The 12,602-nt window shown below is 62.9% G+C and carries 13 protein-coding genes and 1 tRNA gene; 8 read left to right on the plus strand and 6 right to left on the minus strand.

All coding sequences use genetic code 11. The annotated features are described in order from the left end of the window. Nucleotides 1-72 precede the first annotated feature (72 nt). Together tig and ACVWZA_RS15220 are read right to left on the minus strand one after the other, a co-directional pair. Nucleotides 73-1,710: a trigger factor gene (tig, locus tag ACVWZA_RS15215; protein WP_457312100.1), complete on the minus strand. Its 1,638-nt coding sequence runs from the start codon at nt 1,708-1,710 to the stop codon at nt 73-75. 64 nt (nt 1,711-1,774) lie between these two features. Then, nucleotides 1,775-1,859, minus strand: a tRNA-Leu gene (locus ACVWZA_RS15220). Nucleotides 1,860-2,002: 143 nt separating this feature from the next. Between ACVWZA_RS15220 and ACVWZA_RS15225 the strand changes: the two genes are divergently transcribed. The 4 genes from ACVWZA_RS15225 to ACVWZA_RS15240 all read left to right on the plus strand — a co-directional run bounded on the left by ACVWZA_RS15225 (nt 2,003) and on the right by ACVWZA_RS15240 (nt 4,446). Continuing rightward, complete coding sequence (locus ACVWZA_RS15225) at nt 2,003-2,179, plus strand: hypothetical protein (protein ID WP_457312101.1); 177 nt, start codon at nt 2,003-2,005, stop codon at nt 2,177-2,179. Between the two features lie 387 nt (nt 2,180-2,566). Next, nucleotides 2,567-3,034 carry a hypothetical protein gene (locus ACVWZA_RS15230; protein ID WP_457312102.1) on the plus strand — a complete coding sequence of 156 codons (468 nt, stop codon included), beginning with the start codon at nt 2,567-2,569 and terminating at the stop codon, nt 3,032-3,034. Between the two features lie 18 nt (nt 3,035-3,052). Continuing rightward, nucleotides 3,053-3,772: a hypothetical protein gene (locus ACVWZA_RS15235; protein WP_457312103.1), complete on the plus strand. Its 720-nt coding sequence runs from the start codon at nt 3,053-3,055 to the stop codon at nt 3,770-3,772. Continuing rightward, nucleotides 3,769-4,446 carry a hypothetical protein gene (locus tag ACVWZA_RS15240; RefSeq protein WP_457312104.1) on the plus strand — a complete coding sequence of 226 codons (678 nt, stop codon included), beginning with the start codon at nt 3,769-3,771 and terminating at the stop codon, nt 4,444-4,446. The genes ACVWZA_RS15235 and ACVWZA_RS15240 overlap by 4 nt, the downstream gene beginning before the upstream one ends. A 125-nt stretch (nt 4,447-4,571) precedes the next feature. Here ACVWZA_RS15240 and gatB read toward each other — a convergent pair whose 3' ends face one another. From gatB to gatC, 4 genes are all read right to left on the minus strand, one after another. Next, nucleotides 4,572-6,038, minus strand: a complete 1,467-nt coding sequence (gatB, locus tag ACVWZA_RS15245; protein WP_457312106.1) for an Asp-tRNA(Asn)/Glu-tRNA(Gln) amidotransferase subunit GatB — start codon at nt 6,036-6,038, stop codon at nt 4,572-4,574. Then, the gene (locus ACVWZA_RS15250; RefSeq protein ID WP_457312107.1) at nt 6,035-6,451 is read right to left on the minus strand and encodes a hypothetical protein; all 417 of its coding nucleotides are present in this window, start codon (nt 6,449-6,451) and stop codon (nt 6,035-6,037) included. Before ACVWZA_RS15250 ends, gatB begins: the two co-directional genes overlap by 4 nt. Then, on the minus strand, nt 6,445-7,929 hold the full coding sequence (gene gatA, locus ACVWZA_RS15255; protein WP_457312108.1) for an Asp-tRNA(Asn)/Glu-tRNA(Gln) amidotransferase subunit GatA: 1,485 nt from the start codon (nt 7,927-7,929) through the stop codon (nt 6,445-6,447). Before gatA ends, ACVWZA_RS15250 begins: the two co-directional genes overlap by 7 nt. Nucleotides 7,930-8,020: 91 nt before the next feature. Next, nucleotides 8,021-8,308 carry an Asp-tRNA(Asn)/Glu-tRNA(Gln) amidotransferase subunit GatC gene (gatC, locus tag ACVWZA_RS15260; protein WP_457312109.1) on the minus strand — a complete coding sequence of 96 codons (288 nt, stop codon included), beginning with the start codon at nt 8,306-8,308 and terminating at the stop codon, nt 8,021-8,023. A gap of 188 nt (nt 8,309-8,496) precedes the next feature. Here gatC and ACVWZA_RS15265 point away from each other — a divergent pair, with 188 nt between their 5' ends. The 4 genes from ACVWZA_RS15265 to ACVWZA_RS15280 all read left to right on the plus strand — a co-directional run bounded on the left by ACVWZA_RS15265 (nt 8,497) and on the right by ACVWZA_RS15280 (nt 12,602). Next, a complete protein-coding gene (locus tag ACVWZA_RS15265; RefSeq protein ID WP_457312110.1) occupies nt 8,497-9,600 on the plus strand; it encodes a DUF3089 domain-containing protein in 1,104 nt (367 codons plus the stop codon). Beyond that, entirely contained in the window at nt 9,597-10,061 is a 465-nt protein-coding gene (gene ruvX, locus ACVWZA_RS15270; protein WP_457312111.1) for a Holliday junction resolvase RuvX, read from the plus strand. The genes ACVWZA_RS15265 and ruvX overlap by 4 nt, the downstream gene beginning before the upstream one ends. Nucleotides 10,062-10,389: 328 nt before the next feature. Next, on the plus strand, nt 10,390-11,379 hold the full coding sequence (locus ACVWZA_RS15275) for an aspartate carbamoyltransferase catalytic subunit (protein ID WP_457312112.1): 990 nt from the start codon (nt 10,390-10,392) through the stop codon (nt 11,377-11,379). After that, nucleotides 11,376-12,602 (plus strand): dihydroorotase, encoded by a 1,227-nt coding sequence (locus ACVWZA_RS15280; RefSeq protein WP_457312113.1) that lies wholly within the window; start codon nt 11,376-11,378, stop codon nt 12,600-12,602. Before ACVWZA_RS15275 ends, ACVWZA_RS15280 begins: the two co-directional genes overlap by 4 nt.

Genomic DNA, 12,602 nt, shown 5'->3' on the forward strand with positions numbered 1-12,602 from the left:
GCCTTGCCCCGCAGCTCGTAGAATGAAGCGGGATCCCCGCTTTCGCGGAGATGACGGTAAATCGTATCAGGTTCAGGCCTTCTTCGCCGCTGGTTTCTTGGCAGCAGGCTTCTTGGCCGGCGTAGCTTCCTCTGCCGGCGCAGCCTCTTCCGCCGGAGCCGCTTCGGTCTTCGGCTTGACTGCCTTCTTGGCGACGGCCTTTACCGGCTCCTCGACGACCTCGGCAGGAGCTTCGACCTTCTTGGCTGCGGCCTTCTTTGCCGGCTTGGCCTCGACCGGTGCTTCTTCGGCGGGCGCAGCCTTTTTGGCTGCTGCCTTTTTCGCCTTAGGCTTGGCGCCATGATCGTGATCATGGCCGCAATCCGGACCGTGGACATGGCCATCTTCCGACTCGATCGCCGCTTCCAGCTCGTCGCGAGTCACTTCACGGTCAGTGATCGTCGCCTTCTCGAACAGGAAATCGACTACCTTGTCCTCGTACAGCGGCGCACGCAGCTGGGCGGCCGCCATCGGCTCCTGCTGGACGTAGGTCATGAAACGCTGGCGGTCCTCGGGGCCGTACTGTTGTGCGGCCTGCGCGATCAGGCGGTTCATTTCCTGCTGGCTGACTTCGACGCCATTGGCCTGGCCGATTTCCGACAGGAGCAGGCCGAGGCGCACGCGGCGCTCGGCGATGTTGTGATAGTCGGCCCGCTCGGTTTCCATCTCGGCGAGTGCTGCCGCCGGATCTTCCTCATGGCTGGCTTCATGCTCGAGCTGCGACCAGATCTGGTTGAACTCGGCTTCGACCATCGATGGCGGAACCGGGAAATCGTGGCCCTCGGCGAGCTGATCGAGCAGCTTGCGCTTCATATGAGTGCGCGTCAGGCCGTTCAGCTCCTGATCGATCTGCCCTTTGAGCAATCCCTTGAGCTGCTCAAGGCTTTCGAGACCGAGCGAGGTCGCCAGTTCGTCGTCGATCTTGGTTTCGCCGGCGGTCTTCACCGACTTGATCTTCAGGTCGAACGTGGCGGGTTTGCCCTTCAGCGTGTCGACATTGTAATCGTCGGGGAACGTCACGTTGATCTGACGCTCGTCGCCGGTCTTCACGCCGACGACCTGGTCTTCGAAACCGGGAATCAGGCGACCGGTGCCGAGTTCGACCGACATGTCTTCGCCAGTACCGCCATCAAACGCGACATCGCCGACCTTACCGAGGAAATCCATCACCACGAGATCACCGATCTTGGCCTTGTAGGTGGCCTTGGCGTCTTCCCAGCGCTTCTGCTGGTCGGCGAACGTCTGCAGCTGCTCGTTCAGCGCGGTCTCGTCGGTCGCGACGGTCAGCCGCTCAAGCGTCAGGCCATCGATCGACGGCGTCGGCACGTCGGGCAGGACTTCCAGTTCCACCTTGAGCTCGGCATCCTTGCCGGGCTCATAATCATTCTCGAGGCTGACCGAGGGCTGCATCGCGGGACGCAGCTTCTGTTCGGCGAGCAGCTGCTGCACGCCTTCCTGGATCGAGCTGTTGAGCGCGTCCTGCGCCAGCGCCGGGCCGTGCATTTTGCGCACCAGATTCGCTGGCACCTTGCCAGGGCGGAAACCGGGCATGCGCACTTGCGGTGCAACACGCTTCAGTTCGGCATCGACCTTGGAATCGATGTCCTTGGCGGTGATCTTCAGCGTGTAGGCGCGCTTCAGGCCCTCGTTCAACGTCTCGACAGTCTGCATGGTAACTACTCAAACCTTATACGAAAATTCGAAGGAGCAAGGGTCCCGCCCAGAGTAGCGGGACTGGTGCGGGCGAAGGGACTCGAACCCCCACATCTTGCGATACCTGGACCTAAACCAGGCGCGTCTACCAGTTCCGCCACGCCCGCATGGGACACCGCCGATTGCGCGGCGTCTATACCAGCCCCGCGTCGCGGGGCAAGCGGCATGCCATAGCAATATCGTGATCGCTGGCAAGTGCTGAGGCAACCGACGGCACTCCGGGGCGTTGGAAAGCCCGAGGAGATAGATTATGGCCACCACCCCCCCGACCGAAGTGCCGCCCCAGCCGAGCCAACCCGCCCAACCTGTGCCGGCCCCACCGGAGGTCAATCCGACCCCGCCGGATATCGACATCCCTGCCCCGCAACCAGATACCGGCCCGGGCGATGCGCCGGGACAACCCGTCGATCTGGGGGATTTCGCATAAGCGATTGCGTGCGCCGCTCCGACCGCCAGCACCGGCAAAATTAATGTGAGCGCCCGGGAATAGGAGTCGCGTCGCGGGTCCGCATAGTCGAAGGAATCCGCGCCTCTTTCATCGCGCAAGGTCGTTTTCGTTTGCCTAGCGCGGCGCCGATCCATAATATCGCGCGATATTATACTGTTGGCGCGGGGGCGTTTTGTGCGGGGGCGATTGATTACGGCAGCTTTAGCTGCCTTGCTGTTACCGTGCATGGCATCCGCGCAGGACGCTACGGCCCCACGGCCTGCAACCGATGATTCGCCTGAGGTTTGCGAACTCCATGCCTGGCCGGCTTCCGGCCTCAATTCGGTCTATAGCGGCTGGTTCCATGGCGGCATCGTCAATGGCGCAGTGACCGGCCGTGACGGCTACCCCGAAGTACCGGCGGATCCCGTCGATACCCCGGCTCAGGTAGCGTTGTTGAATGAAGCGCGTCCTCAAGGACTGCTCCAACGCAGTAACGACACGCTTGTCGTCCATACCGCCGCGCTGACCAGCCGCGAAATTCGCAGCGCCACCGCGCGCCTCGATCCCTCGACTGCGCCCTGCTATGCCGAACTGATCGTGGACGACGTCTTCCTGCAGCAGGATGTCATCGACGGCGCCTTTCTGAAGACCTTGTTTCGCTATCGCCAGTTCGGCACTGCTTCCTGGCCTCAACGGGTGTTCGGTACCTGGGTCAAGACGCGGCTCAAACTGTTCCCGCCAAAGTCGCCGCAGGACCTTCCCGCATCGCAGCAGGAGTTCAAGACCGCCTACATGCACAACATCGCGCTGTTTGCCGACGCACTGCATAAGCCAGTTAAGCAAAAGCGCTGATCTGGAAATCGGAGCGGCATGATGCACCCAACCATCTCCGGACTTGTGGCACTCGCCGTATTGTTCTCAGCGGCTTCCGCACGAGCTCAGGAAAATGCCGCGTCGGCATCGCAATGCGAATTGCACGTCTGGCCCTCCGAGGGTCTTGCCTCCGTTCTTCAACGCGCCGGCGACAATCTCTTGGCGAGTAGCCCGCAGGGTTATCGGCTATATTCACCCAAAAATAGTATCGACAATAATTCCGCCGTCGTCCGAACTTTCGCCCCTAGGGAGGACGCTCCTTTGTCTCCGCCAGAGCAAATTTCGGTGCTTGCCAACATACCGCTTACCTCGCTGCTGGGGCTAGCGGGTTATCGCGTCGTCATGCACGATGGCCTGCTCGACAGCCGCACGATCCGCACGGTCAAAACGCGTTATTTCGAGATGCAGGCAGCCTGCTATGCCGATCTCGTCCTCGATGACGTCGTCTATTCGCGAGAATATGCGCGGGGCCAGAATCTGAAGACTTTTTTCTGTTTCTGCGACTTCGCAAGCCAGGCATCGCCGGTACGAAGCTTCGGCACATGGACGCAGACCAAATTGCGGATCTTCTCGATCGATCCACCAAATTCGAGCGCTGCGGCGCTCGAAGAAATTGCCTCGGCACTCCGAAGCAATGCGACGGCCTTCTCCGCTCTTCTGGCAAAGAGGCCGCCAGCAACAGGTTCAATCACCAACACTCAACAGGGGAAACCATGACCATCAAGGTAAAATATGGCGCGACCACGGCGCTGGCCACACTCATTTTCTTGTCATCGGCGGCCAACGCGCAGGATGCCGCACCGGCGGCGACTCCGGCAGCGCCCAACGGCTGCGAATTGCATGTCTGGCCGGCGGAGCGGATGAATTCGATGACCACTGGCCTGCTGGGCGGCGGACTGCTCGACGCAGCGCTCCACAGCGGCAAGGACGCCAGCAACAAGGCGCAATTGGCAAGTGCGCTCGACAGCCCCTCGCAACTCGATGCCCTGCAGTCGCTTGATCTGCTGACGCTGCTCAAGCTTCAGCCCGGCACCACCATCGTTCGGCACGAAGCACCGCTAGAACGCAAGACGATGAACAAGATCAAGACGCGTCGGTCGGATTCGACCGCGACTTGCTATTCGGAACTGATCGTTGCCGATGTGTTCTACCAGAAGGCGGCAATCTACGGGCGTTCGCTGCGTACGCTGTTCATGCTGCGCAATTTCGGCAACGACCAGAAGATCGATTACGAATACAAGGCCTGGGGCGGCAATGGCCTGAAGCTGTTTCCCGCCAAGGAAGGCGAGGATGCGGTCGCAGCGCTCGATGAGCTCGTCTCGGTGTTCAAGAAGAACTTCGACGAATATTCCGGGAATGCGCGTAAATCGATGACGCTCAAGAAGAGCTGAACCAGCGATAATGCCAAAGGGAGACGGGCTGAATTCCCGGCCCGTCTCCCTCGATCTGTCAAACCTCCGCCACGTCGCGCCTCGGCTCTCCTGCAGGTAGCCGGAGCTATCGCCGACCGGGAAGTTCAGCCCAGCATCCTTTTCAGCAATTCGTTGACCACTGCCGGGTTCGCCTTGCCGCCCATCGCCTTCATCGTTTGACCGACGAAGAACCCGAACAGCGCTTCCTTGCCGCCGCGATATTGTCCGAGCTGATTGGGATTGGCGGCCATCACATCGGCGATGACTTTCTCAATCGCACCGGTGTCGCTGGTCTGCTTGAGCCCGCGTTCCTCGACGATCGCGTTCGCACCCTGCCCCGTTTCGAGCATGACCTCGAAAACCTGCTTGGCGAGCGTGCCCGACAGCGTCCCATCGGCGACGAGGGCAAGCAATTCGGTCGCCTGAGCGGGATTGACCGGGCTCTCTTCCAACCCTTTGCCCAGCCGATTGAGTGCGCCGAACAGTTCCGACGTCAGCCAGTTGGCCGCCGGTCCCGCCTTCGCGCCCGCATCGAGCAGCGCATCGAACCAGCGCGCGGTCTCGACCTCGGCGGTGAGCACCGCTGCGTGATAGGGCGTGACGCCCAGGGCCTCATAGCGCGCGCGCTTGGCGTCGGGCAACTCGGGCAGGCTTTCGCGACATTCGGCCAGGAACGCTTCGTCGAGTTCCAACGGCAGCAGATCGGGATCGGGGAAATAGCGGTAATCATGCGCGTCTTCTTTCGACCGCATCGACCGCGTCTCGTTGCGGTCGGGATCGTAGAGCCGCGTTTCCTGGACGATGCGCCCGCCCTCTTCGAGCACACCGACCTGGCGGCTCGCTTCCTGCTCTACGACCGCCATGACGAAGCGGACCGAATTGACATTCTTGGTCTCGGTCCTGGTGCCGAGCGGGTCTCCCGCCTTGCGCACGCTGACATTGACGTCGGCGCGCATTGAGCCTTCTTCCATATTGCCGTCGCAACTACCGACATAGCGCAGAATTGATCTGAGCTTACGCAGATAAGCACCTGCTTCGGCGGGAGAAGCCATATCCGGCTTGGACACGATTTCCATCAAAGCGACGCCCGATCGATTGAGATCGACATAGGATCGCGTCGGATGCTGGTCGTGCATCAGCTTGCCCGCGTCCTGCTCGACATGGATGCGCTCGACGCCGATGCGCTTGCCGCTGGCATCGGGGTTCTTTTCATCGAGGCTGATATCGATCGCGCCCTCGCCCACCAACGGATGATAAAGCTGGCTGATCTGATAGCCCTGCGGCAAATCGGCATAGAAGTAATTCTTGCGGTCGAAGCGCGACCATTTGTTGATCTGAGCATCGATCGCCATACCGGTGCGGACCGCCTGGCGGATGCATTCGCGATTCGGCACCGGCAGCATGCCGGGCATCGCCGCATCGACCAGTGACACCTGCGTATTGGGCTCGGCGCCGAACGCCGTCGCCGCGCCAGAGAAAAGCTTTGCGTTCGAGGTGATCTGGGCATGGACTTCGAGGCCGATCACGACCTCCCATTCGCCGGTCGCGCCCTGGATGCGATAGTCGCTCATTTCCGATTCCGATGATGAATATAATGGATTGCGGTCAGAACCGCATTGCTGCCCAGAAGCGCGCCGACCCAGCACCCGGCCAGGATGCGCAAAATGGCCACTTCGAACCCAAGCGATCGTCCCTGACTGTGCGCGGCGGTCGCCGCGCCCGCTGCGATCACCAAGAAGAATGCGCCGAGACGGAATTCGCCGCGCAGGATCACGCTGTTGCCGACGCACAGCCCGATGATGAAGATGGCGATGAACACGAAGAACTTCGCCAGCGCGCTATGGTCGAACGGGCCATTGTCGATCTCGGCCAGCGAATTGCCGATATAAGCGCTGAGGATCGCGCCGAACGCGACGTTCAGCGCGGTCTGCGCCTCGCGCAGAACCTCAAGGTTGCGATCGCGAAATCCTTCCGGCGCTACCACCACGCCTCCGGACGCGCCACGAACCCGGCACGTTCCTCCAGAGCCAGGCCGGCATTGAGCACGCCCTGCTCATCAAGCGCCTTGCCGATGATCTGCAGCCCGAGCGGCAGGCCGCTCTTGTCGAGGCCGCCCGGCACCGACATCGCCGGCAGGCCGGCGAGTGACGAGGGCACGGTAAACACGTCGTTGAGATACATCGCCAGCGGATCCGCCAGTTTCTCGCCCAGCGCGAACGCCGCCGACGGCGCAGTCGGGGTGAGAAGCAGGTCGCAACTTTCCCAGGCCCGGTCGAAATCACGCGATATCAACGTCCGCACCTTCTGCGCCTGAGTATAATAGGCGTCGTAGAAGCCAGCCGAAAGCACATAGGTTCCGATCAGGATGCGGCGCTTGACCTCGGGCCCGAAGCCCGCCGCGCGCGTCGCCGCGTACATATCCTGCAGGTTCGCGCCTTCGGGCAAATCACGCAGGCCATAACGTACGCCGTCATAACGCGCGAGGTTCGACGACGCTTCGGCCGGCGCGATGATGTAATAGGCGGGCAACGCATATTTCGTATGCGGCAGCGACACTTCGACGATCTCGGCGCCGGCGTCCTTCAGCCAGTCGATACCCTGCTGCCACAGCGCATCGATCTCGCCCGGCATATTGTCGACGCGATATTCTTTCGGAATTCCGACGCGCTTGCCGCGCAGATTGCCCGACAGGCCCTGCTCCCATTTGGGCACGTCGAGCTCGAGCGAGGTCGAATCCTTCGGATCGAAACCCGACATAGCCTCCAGCATGATCGCGCAATCGCGCACGTCGCGCGCCATCGGCCCGGCTTGGTCGAGCGACGAGGCGAATGCCACCACACCCCAGCGCGAGCAGCGACCATAGGTCGGCTTGATCCCCGATATACCGGTGAATGCGGCTGGCTGACGGATCGAACCGCCGGTATCGGTGCCGGTCGCCGCCGGGCACAACCGCGCAGCGATCGCCGCCGAGCTGCCGCCGGACGAGCCACCCGGCGCAAGCGGCGCATTTCCACCATCGGCGCGGCGCCAGGGCGAAATGACATTGCCGAACGCGCTGGTCTCGTTCGACGATCCCATTGCGAACTGGTCCATGTTGAGCTTGCCGAGCATCCCCGCTCCGGCTTCCCACAGCTTGCCCGACACTGTCGATTCGTACGGCGGGGTGAAGCCTTCGAGGATATGGCTCGCCGCGGTCGACGCGACGCCTTTGGTGCAGAACAAATCCTTCATGCCGATCGGCACACCGGCGAGCGGCTTGAGCGCTTCGCCCCCGGCACGTGCGGAATCCGCCTCCTTGGCGGCGGCGATGGCATGGTCGGGGGTTTCCACCAGGAACGCATTAAGCGCCTTGGCCTTGCTCACCTTGATGATAAACGCATCGGCCACTTCGCGGGCGGAGAAGGTGCCGAGACGCACCCCGTCGCGGATCGCCGCAACCCCCAGATCGGTCAGGTCGGTCACTGTGCTGCTCCGTTCGAGCTGAGCCGGTCGAAGCTGCTTATGGAGAAATACCCTTCGACAAGCTCAGGGCGAACGGACGTGGAGAAGATCATTATTCGATCACCTTGGGCACGGTGAAGAAGCCGTGTTCGGCCTGCGGGGCGTTGGACAGCACCGCGTCGCGCACGCCGCCATCGGTAACGACATCGTCGCGCAGCCTCAGATGGTTGGGGATGACCGCAGTCATCGGCTCGATGCCGGAGACATCGACCTCGCCCAACTGCTCGATCCAGCCCATGATATTATCGAGTTCGGGCGCGATACGCGCGGCCTCTTCCTCGGTGATCGCGATGCGGGCAAGGCTCGCGATCTTTCTGACGGTTGCGGTATCGACTGACATGGCGTTGCGGCTAGCAGAGGCCCCTGCGCCCGTGCAACCTATTCGAACGGTTCGCGACCGGCCCGCCCCTTTTCGCGCCCGGTGGAGCCGCGTGCGATCGCGATTGCAAGCCTTGCATTCATCATGCACGGAGCTTGCGATTGTGCTCGGCTGGCGGACATGTCGCACCGCATAATGGAGTTTGGCGTTTGGCCCGGAAATTCCTCTACGTCATCGCTTTCATCATCGTGCTGGCGATAGCATCGCTTGTGACTTACCGGTTGTCGGGACCGCAGCTGATCCGTTTCGCGACGGTGCCATCGGCCGCATTCGAGCCGTTGCCGCCGCAGCCGGCCAATGCCTATGCCGATCCGAAGATGTGGTTAGCACGGCCCGATCGACCGAACAGTCCCGCGCGCTGGACTCCCGCCGGATACGCCCCCGCTGCCGCACCGGTCGCCGCCGTCTTCTACATCCACCCGACATCCTATCTCGACCGGTCGCGCTGGAACGCCCCGCTCGACAACACCGAAGCCAATGATCGCGCCATATTGTTCCTGCGCGGTCAGGTAACGGCGTTCAACGACAGCGGTGCGATCTGGGCCCCGCGCTATCGCCAGGCGACTTTCGGAGCGTTCCTGACCAGCCAGACGGAGGCACAGAAGGCGCTCGACATCGCTTATCGCGACATCAACGCCGCGTTCGACCAGTTCCTCGAGGAAGCCGGCGACCGCCCGGTCATCCTTGCCGGGCATAGCCAGGGTGCGCTGCACCTTACCCGGCTGCTGCGCGACCGGATCGCCGGCACGCCGCTCGCGAAGCGTATCGTCGCGGCTTATGTGGTCGGCTGGCCGGTTTCGCGCACCACCGACTTGCCCTTGATGGGCCTGAGCGAATGCACCCGCGCCGACCAGGCCGGGTGCATTCTGTCCTGGCAGAGCTTCGCCGAACCGGCCGAACCCGCGCTGATCATCGCGACGTTCGATGCGACCACCGGCTTCAACGGTCAGCCGCGCAAGGATACGCCGATGGTCTGCACCAACCCGCTCACCGGCACGGCCAATGCCGCCGCGCCCGCGACAGCGAACCTCGGCACGCTGCTGCCGTCTGCGGACCTTTCCACCGCGACGGTCGTGGCGGGCCAGGTTCCGGCACGATGCGAGGGGCGCGGATTGCTGCTGATCGGCGAAGGCCCGAACATGGGCAGCTATGTGCTGCCCGGCAACAATTACCATGTCTATGACTATAGCCTGTTCTGGGCCAATGTCCGTGCGGATGCGGCGCGGCGGTTGGCAGCGTTTCAGGCGAAATGATCAGCACCGACCGCCTTGTTTTCCGCGAAGCGCTGCCGGCGGGCGGCCGGCTGATCGGGCTCGATGTCGGCACCAAGACGATCGGCACCGCCTTGTGCGACGCGGGCTGGAGCTTCGCTTCGCCGGCCACGCTGATCCGCCGCACCAAGTTCCAGAAGGACAAGCTCGCGCTCATCGCGCTGATCGCCGAGCAGCAGGTCAAGGGCATCGTCATCGGCCTGCCGCTCAACCTGACCGATGGCAGTGAAAGCCCGCGCAGCCAATCGAGCCGCGCCTTTGCCCGCAATATGGAGGATCTCGGCCTGCCGATCTTCTTGCAGGACGAACGCTGGTCGACCCAGGCGGTGACGCGCACCCTGATCGAACAGGATGCCAGCCGCGCCAAGCGCGCCGAACTGGTCGACAAGATGGCAGCCGCTTATATTCTGCAGGGCGCGATCGACGCGCTGGTGAGCACTTAGAGCACCACTCGTTACGCAGCGGATCGGGCAAAATATCAATCTAAATATTTGATATACAACGAATTATACAATCTGCTCGCCGAGCCAATGACGGGACAGGATATGTCACATACCGGTGTAACATATCTCTCGCCGCTCATTCCCTCAGCCTTGTCGCCCGCGGCGATTCAACCATGGCACAGGATCGGCCATGTCATCTCTTGCCGGGCTGATACCGGCGCTTTCGGCAAGCTGGGAAGCGGGGCGATTTCTCATGACGCGACCACGCAGTCCGACAATCCAAACCGAGCTTGCGCCGCAGCCCGCCCCCCGCTACCCGATCCCTTTAATGTCAGCATCCGATCATCGCCCCGCTTCGCAGTTCGCCGGAAGCGCCGTTTTCCCGCACCGGCACCTCACCGGGATCGACGGGCTGCAGCCGCATGAGATCATGTTTCTGCTCGACGAATCGGAGCAGTGGATCGACAGCAACCGCAGCCGCGACAAGAGTCACAAGCAGCTACGTGGCCTGACTCAGATCAACGCGTTCTTCGAAAACAGCACCCGCACCCTGCTCTCGTTCGAGATCGCGGGCAAAAGGCTGCGTGCCGATGTCGTCAACATGCATGCCGCCCAGTCTTCGGTGAAGAAGGGTGAGACGCTGATCGATACGGCGATGACGCTGAACGCAATGCGCGCCGATGTGATCGTCATCCGTCATCAGAGTTCGGGCGCGGTGCGGCTGATCGCCGACAAGGTCGATTGCCCGGTGCTCAATGCCGGCGACGGGCAGCATGAACATCCCACCCAAGCCCTGCTCGACGCGCTGACCATTCGGCGGCGTCGCGGATCGGTCGCGGGTCAGAGGGTGGTGATCTGTGGTGACATCTTGCACAGTCGCGTCGCACGCTCGAACATCCTAGCGCTGACCGCGCTCGCCGCCGAGGTGCGCGTCTGCGCTCCCTCCACGCTGATGCCGGCGGGGATGGAGCGGATGGGCGTCACGCCCTTTACCGATTTCGATCAGGCGCTGGACGGCGCCGATGTGGTGATGATGCTCCGACTGCAGAATGAACGGATGAGCGGCGCCTTCATCCCGTCCAACCGCGAATTCCACCTGCGCTACGGCCTGACGCTCGCGCGCCTCGCCCGGGCGAAACCCGATGTGCTGGTGATGCACCCCGGGCCGATGAATCGCGGCGTCGAGATCGATTCCGCGGTCGCCGACCATGTCGTCCATTCCGCCATCACCGAACAGGTCGAGATGGGAGTCGCGGTGCGCATGGCTTGTCTCGATGTGCTGACGCGCCGCGCGCGCCGCGTAAAGGGCTGGTCATGAGCCGTACCTTTGCCCTGACCAACGCCATATTGGTCTGCCCGGTGGCTGGCACCAGCAAGGGCGCCGTGCTGGTACGCGGCGAGACGATCGCCGCAAGTGGTGTCATCAAGATTCCCAAGGACGCCGAAGTCATCGACTGCCGGGGGGCGATGCTCGCACCGGCGATCGTCGACTTGGGCGTGTTCACGATCGATATCCCCGCCTGCCACGCCGGCGGCATCGTCCGGGTCGGGCTGATGCCCGATCAGACGCCAGTGCTCGACGAACCCGGCGTGGTGCAGCGCGCCGCGCTGATCGGTCGTCCGGGCCTGTGGATTCACCCGATCGCCGCTGCGACGCGCGGCCTTGCCGGCAAAGACCTGACCGAAATGGCGATCAATCGCGATGCGGGCGCGCGCGCGGTTGGCACGGGGGAACGCTGGATCGCCGATTCGGGCGTGATGCGCAAAGTGCTCGCCTATGCCGGCGATCTCGGCCTGACCGTCGTCGCGCATTCCGAAGACGGCGGTATCACGGGCAGCGCGGTGGCGACATCGGGCGAAACCGCAACGCGGATGGGCCTGCCCTCGGCACCGGCGATCGCCGAAGCGCTGGCGATCGCGCGCGACCTGATGCTGGCCGAAGAAACCGGTGCGAAGCTGCATCTGCGCCAGGTCACCACGGCGGCTGGCTTCGATCTGGTCCGCGCCGCGAAACACCGCGGGGTCGCGGTGACCTGCGGCATCACCCCTGCCCATTTGCTGCTGTCGGACATCGCGATGAGCGATTTCCGCACCTTCACTCACCTCTCGCCCCCGTTACGCGACGAAAGCGATCGGCAGGCCGCGTTGCGCGCGCTCGCCGACGGGACGATCGATGTGTTGTGTTCGGGCCACGACCCGCGCGGCCCTGAGGAAAAGCGTCTGCCCTTCGCCGATTCGGCTCCAGGCATGGCGGGCGCAGAGACATTGCTTGCGCTGTCGCTCGGCATGGTTCGCGACGAACTGATCACGATCGAGCGGCTGATCGCGCTGCTCTCGCTCAACCCGGCGACAGTGCTCGGGCTGGAAACCGGCACGCTTGCGGCGGGCATGCCTGCCGATCTGATGCTGTTCGATGCCGATGCGCCCTGGCTGATCGACACCGACCATATGGTGGCGATCGCCGGCAACACGCCGTTCGACGGGTTGCCGGTGCAGGGCAAGGTGCGCCGCCTGTTCAAGGGCGGCGCGTCGCTGCTTTAA

The organism is Sphingomonas sp. UYAg733 (genome assembly GCF_054057355.1).

Excerpts from the sequence above, each read along its gene's own strand:
- ACVWZA_RS15240 (WP_457312104.1), top strand. The coding sequence starts at position 3,769 with ATGACCATCAAGGTAAAATATGGCGCGACCACGGCGCTGGCCACACTC.
- ruvX (WP_457312111.1), top strand. The coding sequence starts at position 9,597 with ATGATCAGCACCGACCGCCTTGTTTTCCGCGAAGCGCTGCCGGCGGGC.
- ACVWZA_RS15235 (WP_457312103.1), top strand. The coding sequence starts at position 3,053 with ATGATGCACCCAACCATCTCCGGACTTGTGGCACTCGCCGTATTGTTC.
- ACVWZA_RS15280 (WP_457312113.1), top strand. The coding sequence starts at position 11,376 with ATGAGCCGTACCTTTGCCCTGACCAACGCCATATTGGTCTGCCCGGTG.
- ACVWZA_RS15225 (WP_457312101.1), top strand. The coding sequence starts at position 2,003 with ATGGCCACCACCCCCCCGACCGAAGTGCCGCCCCAGCCGAGCCAACCC.
- ACVWZA_RS15275 (WP_457312112.1), top strand. The coding sequence starts at position 10,390 with ATGTCAGCATCCGATCATCGCCCCGCTTCGCAGTTCGCCGGAAGCGCC.
- tig (WP_457312100.1), bottom strand. The coding sequence starts at position 1,710 with ATGCAGACTGTCGAGACGTTGAACGAGGGCCTGAAGCGCGCCTACACG.
- gatB (WP_457312106.1), bottom strand. The coding sequence starts at position 6,038 with ATGAGCGACTATCGCATCCAGGGCGCGACCGGCGAATGGGAGGTCGTG.
- gatC (WP_457312109.1), bottom strand. The coding sequence starts at position 8,308 with ATGTCAGTCGATACCGCAACCGTCAGAAAGATCGCGAGCCTTGCCCGC.